We start from the raw sequence: 14356 nt of genomic DNA, 5'->3' as shown, positions 1-14356 counted from the left end.
ATACGGCCGTGTGGTGTGCCGGAAGGAACACCGTAGCGTGCGCCGTGTGGGGGAGTTGACCGGTCAGCTTCCCGTACCGGACACGCCCTCGTCCGAGCCACCCCGCCACCGGGCATGCACGCGCTACTGAGGCCGGCTGTAGCCGTATCCGAGGAGGCTAATGGCAGCCGATTGAGGCGGGATAGCACAGCCGGTTGAGGTGGCTCAGCACAGCCGGTTGAGGTGGGTAGGCGCAGCCGTCGGGGCCGGTTAGCGCAGCCGCATCGCGAGCGTGACGACGGCGCCGATGGCGCCCGCGCTGATCGCGAGCCGATCGGAGACGAGCCGGGTTAGCCACAGGCCGCGTCCGCTGGGGGCGCCGTCCAGCCCCGGCAGCAGATCGGGGATGACGTCCTCGCTGAACCCCGGGCCGCTGTCGGCGATTTTGCACTCCAGTTCGTCGCCGACGCGGCGCAGAGTCAGATGGCCCCGGCCGCCCGCATGCTCGATGGCATTGGTGGCGATCTCGTCCACGGCCAATACGAAGTCCCCGCGTCGGGCGTCGGAAAGCCCCGCCCAGGCGGCGCATTCCTCGACGAGCACCCGTAGTTGTGGCAGATCGCGCGCGGTGAATTGACGGTCCAGCAAGCGTCCGTCCGCCTCGCCGTCAAAGGGGCGACGGGGATCGGCTAGCACTGACGGCTCACCTCGATCAACGCGAGCTTGGAGATGGAATCGGAGCCCAGCCTGCGCAGGGTGCGCGCTACGTAGGGGTCACATGCGACGGCGATCTGCGGCCTGGTCGTCGCTGCGAGCGTCAGCGCGAGGAGATCGGTCGCGCAGCCGAGCGAGAGGAAGTGCAGTCGCGACAGGTCGATCGTCAGCAGAGCCGCACGCTCGGTGCGGGTGAGCGCGGCACGCACGCCGTCCGTGAAGCGCGCCCGACCGCTGATGTCCGCCTCACCGATCACCAGCAACGTGTCATCGGACTCGACGATGTTCAGCACACCGAGGCGGTCGAGAAGTTGGTACGGGTGGCTCTTGGCCATGTGGTCGAGCACATCACCGGCGAACCAGCGCCGATCGTAGGCGCAGATTTCGCTGTAGGGGCGGCCGGTGAACAGGTGCGCGGAATGTGTCTCACGGCGGATCATCACCGCGATGTCCGCACCGAGGTCGCGTACCCAGGCCATGTCGATGAAGGCGCGAAAGCCGGTGTAGCCCTGGCGCAGGGCGTGCTCGGTCTCTTCTGTCAGCCGTGCGTGCTGCCGTCCAACGGTGAACTCATGATCGGGGCTCAGGAGCGCCCGCATGCTGCTGAACTCCAGTTGGCCGCGGTTGAGGGCGGGAGCCACGGACGGGCCACGGGCCTGTACGGCGTCCCGTACCTCCTGCTCGCTCAGGGCGGGGTCGGCGAAGACGGTCACCTTTTCGCCGCGCGCTACGCCGAGCCAGACGAAGGCCGCCATGATCTGCGCACGGGAGTCGCCGTCTTCGTAACTCACGAAGGCATGGTCTCCAGGTCGCATGCGGTGCACGGGCATCAGGCGGCTGCCCTCCGCTTCCGAGGCAGGCATCTATCTCTTGGCCCCCTGTTGGCGTCGGCGTCACGGCTGCTGGCGAGGTGTCCATCGAACGGCCGCTTCCAGCGAGAGCAGACACTACGGTGTGCGGGACGTGAATCTCCTCGTTGACCACAATTGCCAGAAAACGACCGCTATTCAAGGATCTTGACCGGATCGCCCACCTGTACGTTCCCGGTGTGCTCCGGAATCAGGTTCTGGCCGAAGACGACCTTGTTGCCGATGCGGTGATGCTGGGCCAGCGTGCGCAGTGGCTCCCTGCCGCGTTCGGCCGTCCGCTGATCGGTGGTGGTGATCACGCAGCGGGAGCTCGGCTTGGCCACCCGGAAGGCGACGTCACCGATGAGCACCTTGCGCCAACCGTCTTCGGACCAGGGCGCGACGCCGTCTACCACGAGGTTGGGCCGGAACCTGTTCATCGGCAGCGGGCCCTCTTGTGCGTGATCGCCCTTGGCAATAAGGGAGTTGAGGGCTGCGAGGGACGCGGTGGTAGTGAGGAGGAGCGGCATGCTGTCGGCGAGGCTCACCGTCTCGCCCGGGCGCGCGAACTCCACATTGATCGGCCGGCGCCGCGCGGGGTCATCGAGATGCACCAGACGCACCTCCTGCCTCAACAACTCGCTGAACCACTCGCCGCCCGCGCCCGTGGACCACACCAACTCGACCGGGTCCTGGAAGACCTGCACGGTAGAGATGTGGCTCACCTCGGGATCGGGCACCGGCACGGTCAGCGGCTCCAGGCCGTCCGCCGTGAGAAGAAGGCCACCGTCCGGCAGTGGCTGCGCGGTGCCCAGCGCGAGCCGCGGAAGCTGGCGCTGGGTCAGGAAAGTGCCGTCAGGCTTGACCAGCAGCCAACGTCGATCCCCGGCTAGTCCCCACGGCTCGACGGCGGCCTCGTCGAGCGCGCACCCTCCCACGGACTTGACCGGGTAGACGTGGATCGCGCTGATCTGTACGTCGGACATGTGCTCATCTTGCCAGCAGGCCCCGGCGGTCGAGCGCCCGGTGGTCAGTGGGTGGATGGCTCACGTGCTACGGGGCGCATGGCATGGGCCGTGCGGCAGACGACCCGTGTCATGGCGCCGCCCCGGTCGCTCCCCCGCCTCGCCCGCGGCGTGACCGCGGGCGGTGCCGACCGGTAGCGGCTGTGTGGTCGAGTGGATCGGTGTCAGGCGCCGATGCCGTTCAGTAGTTCTGGCCGGGGTGCTGGCGGCCGTACTGCTCGGGGTAGGGCATCGGGTTCGGGCGCGGGGCGGCGGGCCTGGCCGCGATCGGGCGCATCGCCTCGTACCCGTTGGGAGCCGCCTGGCGCGGCTGCTGGGGCTGCTGCTGCCCCGGGTAGCCGCGCGGGGCTGTGGCCTGCGGCGGGATGTAAGGTGCGGGCGCCTGCTGGAGTGCGGGCTGCGCAGGGGTCTGGTAGCCGTAAGGAGGCGGGGTGTGATGCGAGGGGCCGGCCGGAAGTGCGGGCAGGGCCGCCGGGATCGCCGGCGGGAAGTGGCCGCCCGCATCGTAGGGCGACGGCACACGGATCGGAGCGATCTGAGGTGTGCCCCGCTCGGCGACAAGGCTGTCGTAGATCGGAGTGTCAGGGAAGTTCGGCGCGGAGTAGTAACCGCCGCCGTAGCCGCTGCGGGGGAGGGTCATAGCCCTTAAGTTAAGCCCACCATGTGCTGGTTGGGGAGCCCGATAAGAGTGTTGTTTCACGGGTTCCGAGTGGTCGTGGTCCCTAATACGAACGAATTCGGGAAAATCGGTCGCCGGGGTACGTTGAGATCCTGTAAAGAGCGCGTTCTGGACGGGTTACCGGCAGTTGTCCTGTGGCCCGGCGAGTGAAAGGAATGAGGGGGAACATGACGATGCGCAAGGGCACCAACGTGCCCGTCCCTGCCTCGGCGGTACGGATCGAGCTCGGGTGGAGCGGCGGTGCGGGAGTTCCTGACGTGGACGCGTCGGCTCTGCTGCTGGCCGGAGGAAAGGTCCGCTCGGACGCGGACTTCGTCTTTTACAATCAGGCCAACCACGCTTCCGGCGCCGTGCGGTACGAAGGAAAGCGCACCGGAACCGAGATCACCGACAGCCTGTCGGTGAACCTGGAGCAGGTCGAGCCCGTCATCGAGACCATCGTCCTGGCGGCCTCCGCCGATGGCGGAACGTTCGGCCGGGTGCCCGGACTGCACATCAGGGTGCTCGATGCCGCGAACAGTGCCGAACTCGCGCGGTTCGACAGCGATGACGCCACCGTCGAGACCGCCTTCGTCCTCGGCGAACTCTACCGTCGGCAGGGCGCCTGGAAGTTCCGTGCCGTGGGCCAGGGTTACGACAGTGGGCTCGGGGGCCTCGCCGCTGACTTCGGCATCTCCGTCGATGAGCCGCAGCCGGGACCGGCCGCCGCCGCGGCCCCCGCGGCAGCGCCGGTGAGCACCCCGCCGCCCACTGCGCCCGCCGCCCCGCTGCCGCGCCCCGTGGCAACCCCGGCAGCCCCGCCGCCCGCCACGGCCCCCGCGGCTCCCGCGTCGTCGGGTGCTCCCGTGCGGCTCACCAAGGTGACGCTCACCAAGGAGGCGCCCGCCGTCTCGCTCACCAAGCAGGGCGGCACCTCCGGCACGTTGCGGGTCAACCTCAACTGGGAGGTGCACAAGCAGTTCAAGAGCTGGGGCCAGAAGCTGGGCAAGGCGCTGGCCCTGCACTCCGACCTCGACTTGGACCTCGGAGCCTTCTTCGAACTCACCGATGGCACCAAGGGCGTCGTCCAGGCACTCGGCAACTCCTTCGGCGCCCTACACCAGCCGCCGTTCATCCACCTGGACGCGGATGACAGGACCGGCGCCCGGGCGTCCGGCGAGAACCTGACCGTCAACCTTGACGCCAAGAGCTCCTTCCGTCGCATCCTCGTCTTCGTCACGATCTACGAGGGCGCCCGCAGCTTCGCCAACCTCAACGCCACCGTCACGCTCAGCCCGCAGCACGGCGCACCGGTGGACTTCTCGCTCGATGAGTGCACCGTGCCCTCCAATGTCTGTGCCCTGGCGCTGATCACCAACAACAACGGTGACCTCGTCGTCCAGCGCGAGGCCCGATACCTGGTGCCCGACCGTGGCGTCAGCCCACAGCGCACTTTGGACCGGGCGTACGGCTGGGGCATGAACTGGACGCCGGGCCGCAAGTGACGCGTACGCTCGGCGCCTGCGCGAGACACCGCTCGCCGCGAGGTGCTCACGGCGCGGCTTTGGGACGGGCGTAGGTACGCCCCTTCCAGGCCGCGCCTTGGCCCCGGTAGTGCTGCCGTGCCGAGTCCACTGTCATGAGCAGATACAACGACGCCGTGAACGGCAGCAGTGGCGCCAGCCACGGGGATTGCCGGTAGTAGCGCAGCATGGGCAGATAGCTGCCGGCCATGACCGCCCATGCCGCGGCGCCGATCACCAGCAGCGCCCGATGCCCGCCCACTACCCCGACGCACACCGCCACCGGGGGAGCGAGGTAGATCACGGTGAGGCCTACGACGGTTGCCACCAGCACCGCCGGCTGGTGCCGAAGCTGGGCGTAAGCGCTGCGAGAGACCATCCGCCACAGCTCGCTCAGCTGTGGGTAGGGCCGCACGCTGTCCACCCGCTCGGCGAGCCCCAGCCAGATCCGCCCGCTGGTCGCTGGCCGCCGGACCACCGCCCCCGCGCCCACGGCGCCCACGGCGTCTGCTGCGTACGGCGCGGTCGCGGGGCGGCTGGCAGGTGGCGTGTCCGTACGGCCTCTTCCGTTCGCAGGGGCCGATGTGGCGTGCTTGATCGCACGGGCCAGCGCCACGTCGTCGATCACGGACTGCCGAATGCTTTCGGGCACCCGCGCCCGCTCCGCGGCGTCCGTACGCAACAACACACAGCCGCCCGCTGCCGCCGCGGTCCTGGCCCCAGGTTGGTTGACCCAACGGAAGGGGTAAAGCTGCGCGAAAAAGTAGACAAAGGCCGGGACGAGCAAACGCTCCCAGGCCGTCTCCACGCGCAGCCGCGCCATCTGCGACACCAGATCAAGGTCATGCGAGCGGGCGGCGCTGACCAGTTCCCGCAAGCTGTCCGGCTCATGCGCGATATCCGCGTCGGTGAGCAGCACATACTCCGGCTCAAGCTGCGCCCTGGCCAGCGCGATGCCATGCCGTACCGCCCACAACTTCCCGGTCCAGCCTGGCTCCAGCTCCCCGGGCGAGGCCACCACCAGCGGCAGGCCGCCGCAGCCGGCGGTCAGCTCATGGGCGATCTTCGCGGTGCCGTCGGTGCTGCCGTCGTCCACGAGGAAGACCGTGGCCTGCCCCGGATAGTCCTGTTCCAGGAGGGACGGCAGGCTCAGCGGCAGCACCTCCGCCTCGTCCCGCGCGGGCACCACGATGGCCACGGTCGGCCACGGCCCGGTTGCCGGCTCGCCGCGCGGCGGCAGCCTGATATCCGTACGCCAAAAGAATCCCTGCCCCAGCAGCAGCCACACCCAAGAGGCCAGCGAGGCCAGGGCGATCCAGGTAAGCGCGCTCATCCGTGGCAGTCTGCCCCAGTGAACGCCGTGCGGGGGGTATAGCACGCTATTCGGTGTGCGGCGGACCCCTGCGCGCGAAGGGAAGCCGGCGGGATACGGGGGGTCTATTTATCTAGCTGTCTAGCTGTACTGACCCGTGAGGTCGGGGACGACCGGGCGGGGCGGGGTGGCGCAGGCCCGAGTGCGGGCGGAGCGCAGTGGTGCGCTGGAGCGTGCGAGATCCGGCTACGCTCCGCCGTTCGAGCCGGGTAGCGGAAGCGATCGATTAAAGTGATCGAGTGTCGCGCTTGGATGGCGTGTCGCACGGGGTCACGAGCTGTATCCAACGCTGGTGCGGCCGGGCCCGCTCGGGAAGTGGACCGGTATTGCGAGGCGTACGGCAGTGAAGATCGCGCTCATGGATTCCGGCCTTGGCCTGCTGGCGGCTGCCGCCGCCGTCCACCGGCTGCGGCCCGACGCCGACCTGATTCTCTCCAGTGACCCCGATGGCATGCCCTGGGGGCCGCGTACTCCCGCCGATATCGTCGCGCACGCGCTGGTCTGTGCCAGGGCCGCCGCCGCGCACCGCCCCGATGCGCTGATCGTCGCCTGCAACACCGCCTCGGTCAACGCGCTGCCCGCGCTGCGTGCCGAGCTGGAGCCCGCGCTGCCGGTCATCGGCACCGTGCCGGCCATCAAGCCCGCCGCGGCGGGTGGCGGCCCGGTGGCCATCTGGGCCACGCCCGCTACCACCGGTAGCCCGTACCAGACACGGCTGATCCGTGACTTTGCGGCGCAGACGAGCGTCACCGAAGTGCCCTGCCCCGGGCTTGCCGACGCCGTCCAGCACGCCGACGCCGCCGCCATCGACGCCGCTATCGGTGCGGCGGCCGGCATCACTCCATCGGGCGTACGGGCCGTCGTGCTCGGCTGCACTCACTATGAGCTCCTCGCCGACCGCATCAGGGCCGCCGTCCAGACCGGTGCCGCCGCGCCGGTGACCCTCTTCGCCTCCGCCGAGGCCGTGGCCGCGCAGGCGCTACGCCGCAGCGGCGTACAGCCCGCCCCGGACGCGGCCCCCACCGGCGCGCTGACGGTGCTGCTGAGCGGGCGCGAGTCCGCGCTGCCCGCCGAGGCCCTCGCCTACCCGGAGGGCGCCGGACTCGTACGAGTGGCAGCGGCGTAGGCCGTACGCGAGCCGCTGCGTCAGGCGGCTCCGACACCCCCGCGTGGGCCGGCGGCGACGCCACGGCTCACCTTGCTGCTCTCGTGCCCGGCCGAGCGTAGTGTGCAGATATGAGGGACCCCCACTCCGATGACAAGCAGCCCGGGGCGACCGAGGCGCCTTTCGAAGTCTGGACCGGGCGCGCGACCAACCGGTTGCAGTGGGCGCTGGCAGCCGTGGGAGCGGCCTGTATGGCGCTCGGTATCGAGTTGGCCGTGGACTCCGCCTGGACGCCCGGCCTGGCTCCCCTGCTGATGTCGGTGATCGGCTGTGTCGCGACCGGGCTGCTGATGCTGTTCGGCACGCTCGCCTTCGTGCACGTGGCCGTACGCGTGGACGCCGAGGCCCTGGAGGTGCGGTGCGGCCACATCGGATTGCCACGCTGCCGCATCCCGCTGGAGCAGGTGATCGGAGCGGAGTTCGCGCCCCGGGTCACCCCACGTCAGTGGGGCGGCTGGGGCTACCGATGGCGGCCCGAGCAGGGCACCGCCGTGGTGGTCAGACGCGGCGAGGGCCTGGTGGTTCGGCTCGGTGACGGGCGGACGTTCACGGTGACGGTGGACGACGCGGAGGCCGCGGTACGGGTCATCCGCGAACGGCTCGGACTGAGCAACGGCCGCAAGGGCCGCCCATCTCCCGCGTAGGGTCCGGCGGCTCTCCCGCGTCAGGCCGGTGACCGGCTGTACCTCGCGCGCCAAAATGCGCGCCAGGATGCCGCGCGGCTTCGGATGGAGGCGGGCGGCGGCAGCCGGGCTACGCGGCGCCGGCGGCGTCTTCGGTGAGGTCGGAGCAGCCCCTGCGGGCGCTCGCGTCCTCACTGATCAGATGGGCCGTCGCCACTCCGGCGAGCAGACCGGCACCCGCGGTGACCTCGGGAAAGCTGAGTGCGTTGCCGACAGCAGCCGCCACCGCGAGGCCGGTGAGCGCCGCTCCCGCGCTTAGCGCCACCTGGGTCGTACGAGCTGAGCGCCACAGCGCGTACAACAGCCAGCCGAAGGCCGTGCCGAGCAGGATGACGCCGGGTACGCCTTGCTCGGCGGCTTGCTGAAGGGGCGCGGAGTACGGCTTGGTGTCCGGCTCGGCTACCTGCCGCGCGGTGGGGCTCAACTCGGGAAACCGGCCGGGACCGGCGCCGCGCGCCGGGTCCTGTCCGGCGAGGCTGATCGCGTCCTGCCACAGCTGGACTCGTTGCTCGGTGAGCTGCCCCTGGAGCGCGGTGGACAGGCCGGAGGGGAGCGCGCGTTCGGCAACGGCCCATGAGGTGCCTACGGCGAGTACGGCGCACAGGGCCAGACCGCACAGGCCAAGCAGCCGATGTGGCATCCGTGCCGCTGCCACCGAGCACAGCAAGACGGTGCTGCCGGCGAGGCCGCCAGGCACCGAGCCCGCCTGGAAGGCGGCGGCCACGATGGCGACGGCGAGCAGGCTGCACCCGACGCGCACCGGTGTTGCCGTGGCGGCCCAGCCCGCGCAGCAGGCGGCACCAACGGCGAGCGCGGTATGGGCGGCCAGCAGTCCCGCGTGCCCCATCGCGCTGGCGTCCGCGTGGCGCGGCGTCGCCAGGACGAGCCCGAGGCCCACGGCGGCCAGCAGCGCGGGCGCGGCCACCGGCAACAGTGCTCCGGCGATCCGGCCACCTGCGTAGCCGGCGGCCACCGCGAGGACGGCGAGCAGCACGCCCTCGGGGCGCGCGGTACGACCGACAGCGCACAACAGCGCCCAGGCGGCGCACGAGCCAAGAATAATCACGCCTGCGAAATCGGGCGTATTACGCGCCGCGACAGCAGGGCTTACGGCCGATGAGACCATCCCTTCGACCCCCCGAGTCGAAGCGGGCACCGTTCGGCGGGCAGAACGTCGCCTGCGGGCAAGGACTTTGGGCCACCGTAGCGGGTGTGCGGGGAGTTGTGGATATTCTGCGCAGAAACGATGCGCCAGCGGTGCGAATCCCGATGGCCAGGGACGGAGCGGACGTCTTCGGCGGTGGCCGGCATCCTTCCCGGGGCTCCCCGCGGCCCGCGCGGAGGAGTGTGCGGGGCAGGGGGCCGGGCGTGGGCCGGGCAGGCAGGCGCGCCCGGGGTCGGCGCGGGCAGACCGAGAGCCTACGCTCGGGTCATGGCTACCCCAGACTTCATTCGTGCGCTGCGGGTCAGCGCCGGTCACCAGTTGCTCTACCTGCCCGGTGTCAGCGCCGTCGTCTTCGACGATGCCGGCAGGGTGCTGCTCGCCCGCCGGGCGGACAACGGACGGTGGTCGATCGTTGGCGGCATCCCGGAGCCGGGAGAGCAGCCCGCGCAGACGGCGGTACGCGAGGTCTTCGAGGAGACGGCGGTGCGTTGCGCGCCGGAGCGCCTGCTACTGGTGCAGGGGATGGAGCCCGTCACCTACCCCAATGGAGATGTCTGCCAGTTCATGGACATCTGCTTCCTCGCGCGTGCGACGGGCGGCGAGGCGCGGGTGAACGACGACGAGAACCTGGAGGTCGGCTGGTTCGAGCTGGACGCCCTACCGGTGTTGGAAGACTTCGCGCTCCATCGAATCAAGCAGGCCACAGCGGGGGGACCGACGTGGTTCGAGGGGATCGGCGAGGGGTGAACGCAAGGCTGCGCAGCCACGCCGCGAAGCTGCGCGAAGAAGGCGTCAGCCTGGTTGCCGCGGGGCCTGACGGCTGAACTCAGCGCGAGCTACGGCGTGTAAGGGGCACACGTACGGCGCGAAGCCGGCCTGGATGATCTGGCGCAGGCGCTCACGACCGTCCTGAGCGAGGTGGCCGTACTGGCTCCGCCGTCACGTCGCTGAAACGGTGCCCCAGCCAGCGGGAAACCGCATGAAGTGACGCCCCGATGATCAACGTTTCGGTCGCCCACTTCTTGCGGAGGGCGTGCGGGTCGTATGCCGGCAAGCCGAGCCGTTAAATCGCCCGGTCCCAAGACGTGCGAACGAGGCCGGTGTGCGTCATCTTCCCGACAGCGTTCAGAACGGGAAGTCGTTCCAGGAGCGGAACGAGGTTCGCCGCAGCGGGGATATCGCGCCACTCGCCTTCTTCGCGATGCTTGAGTGGTGCGTACGGGCCGGCGTACTCGCCAGTCGCCGCGGATCGGCCGGCTTTCAGCATTCGTTGAGCGGTGTTTCCCAGCGTGCGGACGCGAGGGCCCGGGACGTTCTCCGTACGTGGCCGAGCGGCCCGGCAGCTGAAGGCGTCCTTGTTGGAGCCGCTTTGGCGGCCGTAAGAGGTGCCGAGGCCCAGCGAGTGGTGCGCTTCGCCCATGGCGAGCTGGACGCCGAACCTGCGCTGGTACGGGCCGTTGGCAGCGGTCGGGCCGTGGATGGGGGCCGGTGAATCCGAAGCAGCGCGTGCCCAAAATGCCGGTCAGGGCACTGCCGTCCCGCCACATCGGGGATACCACCTTGTAGATCCCGGCGGTGAGGTACCCCAGGGCGGACTGTAGCGCCAGAAAGCACAGGCTCAGGCGCATCGTGGTGGTGCGCGGGTGCAGCGCGGTCAGGGTCAGGACGGTGAACACCAGCAGCAATATCTGGTCCGAACCCTCTCCCCCGTAGGGCCCCCGCAGCTGGAGTAGGACCGAGGTCAGGACGACGGTGGGTCAAACGAGAAGTCCGTATCCGTCGTCAGCAGCCGTATCGCCTTCTTGACCGAAGGCAGTGGGGCCCCTCAGCCGCTTGTTTCAGCGCGGCTGCTTGGGCACGTACGGGAACGTTGTGCCCAGGCGGGAACCCACGAACCACAGTCACCTCGACTTCGAAGTGAAGCCCAGCAGCGCCTGCGCGACTGCGACGCAGACCAGCTCGGAGTCCGTCAACTGCGGTGGCCTGCCCAGCCATCGAATGGCTCCGATCGCGTCATCGATTCCCATGTACAGCGCGGTCAGCAGGGTGTCCAGGTTGTTCGTCACACAACGATCTTGGGCGCCCTGTCCGCGTGCGGATGAGTGTGCGCAGCATCGCCGCGCCCGCCACTACAGCGCCGAAATGAAGTACCGCTGCGACGCCTGGGTTCTCCGGCGGGGTGACGCCGACCGGGTCCGCCAGCGCTACGTACAGGGTGAGGGGCAGTTTCCAGCCGCTCCACGCGAACAGCGAGCCAGACCCGACCCAACCGAACGCCAGCGGGAGCCAGCGGGGCAACCGGGCGGGTTGGGCCTGGGCGAGCATCCAGATGGCGGCGGAGCCGGCGAGTGCCCAGAGCCCGGAGACAGCTCCCAGCACATACCCGTTGGTGTTCCGCTCGGCCGGGTAGGCGATTCCCACGGTGCCGCCGGCCGCCCAGTACAGCCAGATCAGGCCAACCGCGGCACCGACGACAGCCGCCCCCGGCGGTGCGACACGTGGGCCGTCACCGACTCGCCCGGTGAACGCGTCTGGCCAGCGGCGCCGCAAGTACGAGGGAACCGCGAGGGCAAGCCCCAGCCCCATCCCCAGAAAGCTGAACTGGACCAGCACCCCCTCCCAGACCGGCATGGTCGAATCCCCACCGCCGCCGCCACCGCCGCCCTGCGAGCCGCCGTGCCACTCCAAGAACGTTGTCAGCACACCGAATGGCAGTACCGGGACGAGGAATCCCGACCCCACCCAGGCGCAGAACACCACCGGCGCCCCCGGTATCCGCATGCCCCACGGCCGCACCAGGGCGAGCGCCAGCGAGATGCCGATTGCCGCCATACCGACCGTGACGGTGTTGAGCACTACCCACTCCGCCATATCGAACCCGTTGCCGACCGGCAGCACTCCCATGAGCGAGCCGACCACCCACGACACTTTGATCAGCAAATACGGCAACAGCGCCAGAGCCGCCCCGTATGCCGCGCTCCGCCCGATCCGATCCCATCGTTCCACCCGAACTCCCCTCTCACCAGCAGGAATCCCAGCGTCCAGCGTCACCCCGCACGGCGACATCCCCCGCCGGACGTATCCACCTCCCCCATCCGAGGGAGCAACAGGCGGGTAGTGAGGGCCGAAGGGCCCATGCGACGAGCCGTCGTTGCGGTGTGCTGAGCTGTGCGAATTTTGGCGCCTCACCATGCAGAACAACTGAGCTCACGACTCACCGAACGTAAGAACTCACCCGCCATCTGAAGCGTTCAGCTGCACCAGCCGCACCAGCCGCACCAGCCAGCATCCGGACTAACTCGCCTAGCCCAGCTCCAGGGCCGCCGCGCCGTGCACCGGCTCGCCCGCACAGAAGGTGGCCACCACCTCGATGCCGCCGATCCGGGCAGGGGGCACCCGGTACGGGTCGTCGGCCAGGACGACCAAGTCGGCGTGTTTGCCGGGGGCGATGCTGCCCAGAGTCTTCTCCCAGCGGCAGGCGCGGGCGGCGCCGATGGTGTAGGCACGTAGCGCCTCATCGACGGTGATGGCCTCACCAGCGCCGATCACCTGTCCGGAGTGGGAGCGGCGTTCCACCATGAACTGGATGGCCCGCAGCGGTGCGCCGATGGTCACCGGACGGTCGGAGCTGCCGGCGAGGGGGATGCCGTGGGCATGGAAGGCACGGCCACGGTAGAGCCACTCGGCGCGCCCGGGGCCCATCAAAGCCGCGTAGTCGTCGCCGAAGCTCCACAAGAAGGCGGGTTGGATGACGGCTGTTGCGCCGCAGCGGGCGAAGCGCGGAAGCTGATCGGGGCGGACCAGGCCCGCATGTTCGATGCGATGGCGAGCGTCCGGGCGCGGTCGCAGCCGCTGGGCGGTGGCCAGCGCTTCCAGGGCCACGTCCACCGCCCGGTCACCGATGGCGTGGATGGCGAGCTGCCAGTCGGCGAGGTGTCCGGCCACGATGGTCGAGGTCAGCTCTGCGGGGTCGGCGAAGAGCTCACCGCTGTGATCGAGGCCGGTGTACGGAGCACTGAGCGCGGCGGTGCGGGGCATCATGCCGCCGTCGGTGAAGACCTTGAGCGCGCCGATGGCCAGCCAATCGTCTCCAAGACCGGTACGCAGCCCGAGATCGATGCCGTGTTGCAGCCCGTCGTCGGGGTGGGCGGCCACCTCGCGCAGCAGATCGGCGGCGACCATCAGCCGCATGCGCAGGGGCAGTCGATGGGCGTCGCGGGCCCGTTGGTAGGCGGCGAGTTCGATGGCGCTGTGGGCGATCAGGCCACCGCCGATCCCAGCCTCGGCGGCTGCGGTGATGCCCTCGGTGAGGCAGCCGCGGGCGGCGGTCTCGATGGCGTCGGTCAACTCCCGTAGGGAGTACGGCATGCGGGCGGCGCGCACCGCAGCCATGCCGCTCTCGCTCAGCACGCCATGGCGATGCCGTGTGCCGGCCGGCAACAGATCTAGTACGGCGGTGCTCACCACGCACGAATGTCCCGAGCGATGGGCGACCAGGACCTTTCGGCCGCCGCCTGCGGTGTCCAACTCGGCGGCGGTGAGGTCACGTCCCAGCGGGCGCTGGTCGTAGTCGGCGACGTCCACCCAGTCGGCGGGCCGCGCCCGCTGGGCGGCTTGGTGGATGACGGCGAGGACGGCGTCCACCTCGCGGCAGGGCGCGACGCTGGTGGCGCGGGCCGCGAGGCCGGTCCAGGCGAGATGCACGTGCGCATCGATGAAGCCCGGCAGCACAGTGGCCCCGGCCAGGTTCACCTCGTGGTGAGCGGGGAGGCCGGTAATCGCCTCGTCTACGCCGACGAGCTGGCCGCGCCAGATGCCCAGTGCATGGGCGTACGGGCGATCGGGGTTCATGGTGTGGATGATGCCGTTGGTCAGCCGGAGATCGAGCATGGTGCTCGCTTTCGGTTGAAGGGCGGCTGGTGTTCGTCCGTGCTCGGTCTCGGGGCTTGCTCGCCCAGGGGTCCCGGGCCCGGGACCGTGTCCGACACCTCACGGCGCCTGGGCCGGTGCCGAAACCGTACGCCGCGACCCGCGAGTTCCTCAGCGGCAGCTTCGTGAACTCGCGGGTCGTATCGCGTGGCGATCATGGTGAGGCATGACGGACGGCGACAGCGGTGCGCAGCACCCGCCATCCGTCGTGCACGGGACGGGTTCACGTTGCGGACCTGGGGCCGTCCCGTATGAGCCCCGCGTCCGTGGTCGGATTCCCAGGGGGTGTGTCGCC

The 14356-nt window shown here is 69.9% G+C and carries 13 protein-coding genes and 1 pseudogene; 5 read left to right on the top strand and 9 right to left on the bottom strand.

Annotated elements, in window-relative coordinates; all coding sequences use genetic code 11:
• Window positions 1-249: 249 nt before the first annotated feature.
• From FHS42_RS11585 to FHS42_RS11570, 4 genes are all read right to left on the bottom strand, one after another.
• Window positions 250-675, bottom strand: a complete 426-nt coding sequence (locus FHS42_RS11585; RefSeq protein ID WP_184571797.1) for an ATP-binding protein — start codon at window positions 673-675, stop codon at window positions 250-252.
• Window positions 669-1484 carry an MEDS domain-containing protein gene (locus tag FHS42_RS11580; RefSeq protein ID WP_312866836.1) on the bottom strand — a complete coding sequence of 272 codons (816 nt, stop codon included), beginning with the start codon at window positions 1482-1484 and terminating at the stop codon, window positions 669-671. Before FHS42_RS11580 ends, FHS42_RS11585 begins: the two co-directional genes overlap by 7 nt.
• Before the next feature lie 212 nt (window positions 1485-1696).
• Window positions 1697-2527: an MOSC domain-containing protein gene (locus FHS42_RS11575; RefSeq protein WP_184571793.1), complete on the bottom strand. Its 831-nt coding sequence runs from the start codon at window positions 2525-2527 to the stop codon at window positions 1697-1699.
• A 220-nt stretch (window positions 2528-2747) separates the two neighbouring features.
• Window positions 2748-3206 (bottom strand): DUF6643 family protein, encoded by a 459-nt coding sequence (locus FHS42_RS11570; protein ID WP_184571791.1) that lies wholly within the window; start codon window positions 3204-3206, stop codon window positions 2748-2750.
• Between the two features lie 212 nt (window positions 3207-3418).
• Here FHS42_RS11570 and FHS42_RS11565 point away from each other — a divergent pair, with 212 nt between their 5' ends.
• Window positions 3419-4729 (top strand): TerD family protein, encoded by a 1311-nt coding sequence (locus FHS42_RS11565; RefSeq protein WP_184572359.1) that lies wholly within the window; start codon window positions 3419-3421, stop codon window positions 4727-4729.
• Window positions 4730-4775: 46 nt separating this feature from the next.
• Here FHS42_RS11565 and FHS42_RS11560 read toward each other — a convergent pair whose 3' ends face one another.
• Window positions 4776-6080, bottom strand: coding sequence for a glycosyltransferase (locus tag FHS42_RS11560; protein WP_184571789.1), 1305 nt, complete (start codon window positions 6078-6080; stop codon window positions 4776-4778).
• Window positions 6081-6462: 382 nt separating this feature from the next.
• Between FHS42_RS11560 and FHS42_RS11555 the strand changes: the two genes are divergently transcribed.
• Together FHS42_RS11555 and FHS42_RS11550 are read left to right on the top strand one after the other, a co-directional pair.
• Window positions 6463-7245 carry a glutamate racemase gene (locus FHS42_RS11555; protein ID WP_184571787.1) on the top strand — a complete coding sequence of 261 codons (783 nt, stop codon included), beginning with the start codon at window positions 6463-6465 and terminating at the stop codon, window positions 7243-7245.
• A 110-nt stretch (window positions 7246-7355) separates the two neighbouring features.
• Window positions 7356-7928 carry a hypothetical protein gene (locus FHS42_RS11550; RefSeq protein ID WP_184571785.1) on the top strand — a complete coding sequence of 191 codons (573 nt, stop codon included), beginning with the start codon at window positions 7356-7358 and terminating at the stop codon, window positions 7926-7928.
• A gap of 109 nt (window positions 7929-8037) precedes the next feature.
• Here FHS42_RS11550 and FHS42_RS11545 read toward each other — a convergent pair whose 3' ends face one another.
• Window positions 8038-9093: an O-antigen ligase family protein gene (locus FHS42_RS11545; RefSeq protein WP_184571783.1), complete on the bottom strand. Its 1056-nt coding sequence runs from the start codon at window positions 9091-9093 to the stop codon at window positions 8038-8040.
• A 306-nt stretch (window positions 9094-9399) separates the two neighbouring features.
• On the opposite strand from FHS42_RS11545, the gene FHS42_RS11540 reads away from it, so the two are divergent.
• Together FHS42_RS11540 and FHS42_RS11535 are read left to right on the top strand one after the other, a co-directional pair.
• Complete coding sequence (locus tag FHS42_RS11540; RefSeq protein ID WP_184571781.1) at window positions 9400-9879, top strand: NUDIX hydrolase; 480 nt, start codon at window positions 9400-9402, stop codon at window positions 9877-9879.
• 355 nt (window positions 9880-10234) lie between these two features.
• Window positions 10235-10624 (top strand): hypothetical protein, encoded by a 390-nt coding sequence (locus tag FHS42_RS11535; RefSeq protein ID WP_184571779.1) that lies wholly within the window; start codon window positions 10235-10237, stop codon window positions 10622-10624.
• Between the two features lie 264 nt (window positions 10625-10888).
• On the opposite strand, the pseudogene FHS42_RS39380 reads toward FHS42_RS11535, so the two are convergent.
• The 3 genes and pseudogenes from FHS42_RS39380 to FHS42_RS11520 all read right to left on the bottom strand — a co-directional run.
• Window positions 10889-11198 (bottom strand): annotated as a pseudogene (locus FHS42_RS39380) (IS982 family transposase); the annotation flags it as partial.
• Window positions 11146-12138, bottom strand: a complete 993-nt coding sequence (locus FHS42_RS11525) for a hypothetical protein (protein WP_312866834.1) — start codon at window positions 12136-12138, stop codon at window positions 11146-11148. The gene FHS42_RS11525 and the pseudogene FHS42_RS39380, both read right to left, overlap by 53 nt.
• A gap of 297 nt (window positions 12139-12435) precedes the next feature.
• Window positions 12436-14022 carry an amidohydrolase gene (locus FHS42_RS11520; protein ID WP_184571774.1) on the bottom strand — a complete coding sequence of 529 codons (1587 nt, stop codon included), beginning with the start codon at window positions 14020-14022 and terminating at the stop codon, window positions 12436-12438.
• Between the last annotated feature and the right edge of the window lie 334 nt (window positions 14023-14356).

It is taken from the genome of Streptomyces zagrosensis, assembly GCF_014203645.1.
Classification (GTDB): domain Bacteria; phylum Actinomycetota; class Actinomycetes; order Streptomycetales; family Streptomycetaceae; genus Streptomyces; species Streptomyces zagrosensis.
Note: the sequence above shows the minus strand (reverse complement) of the source record. Positions and strands in the feature narration are given on the sequence as shown.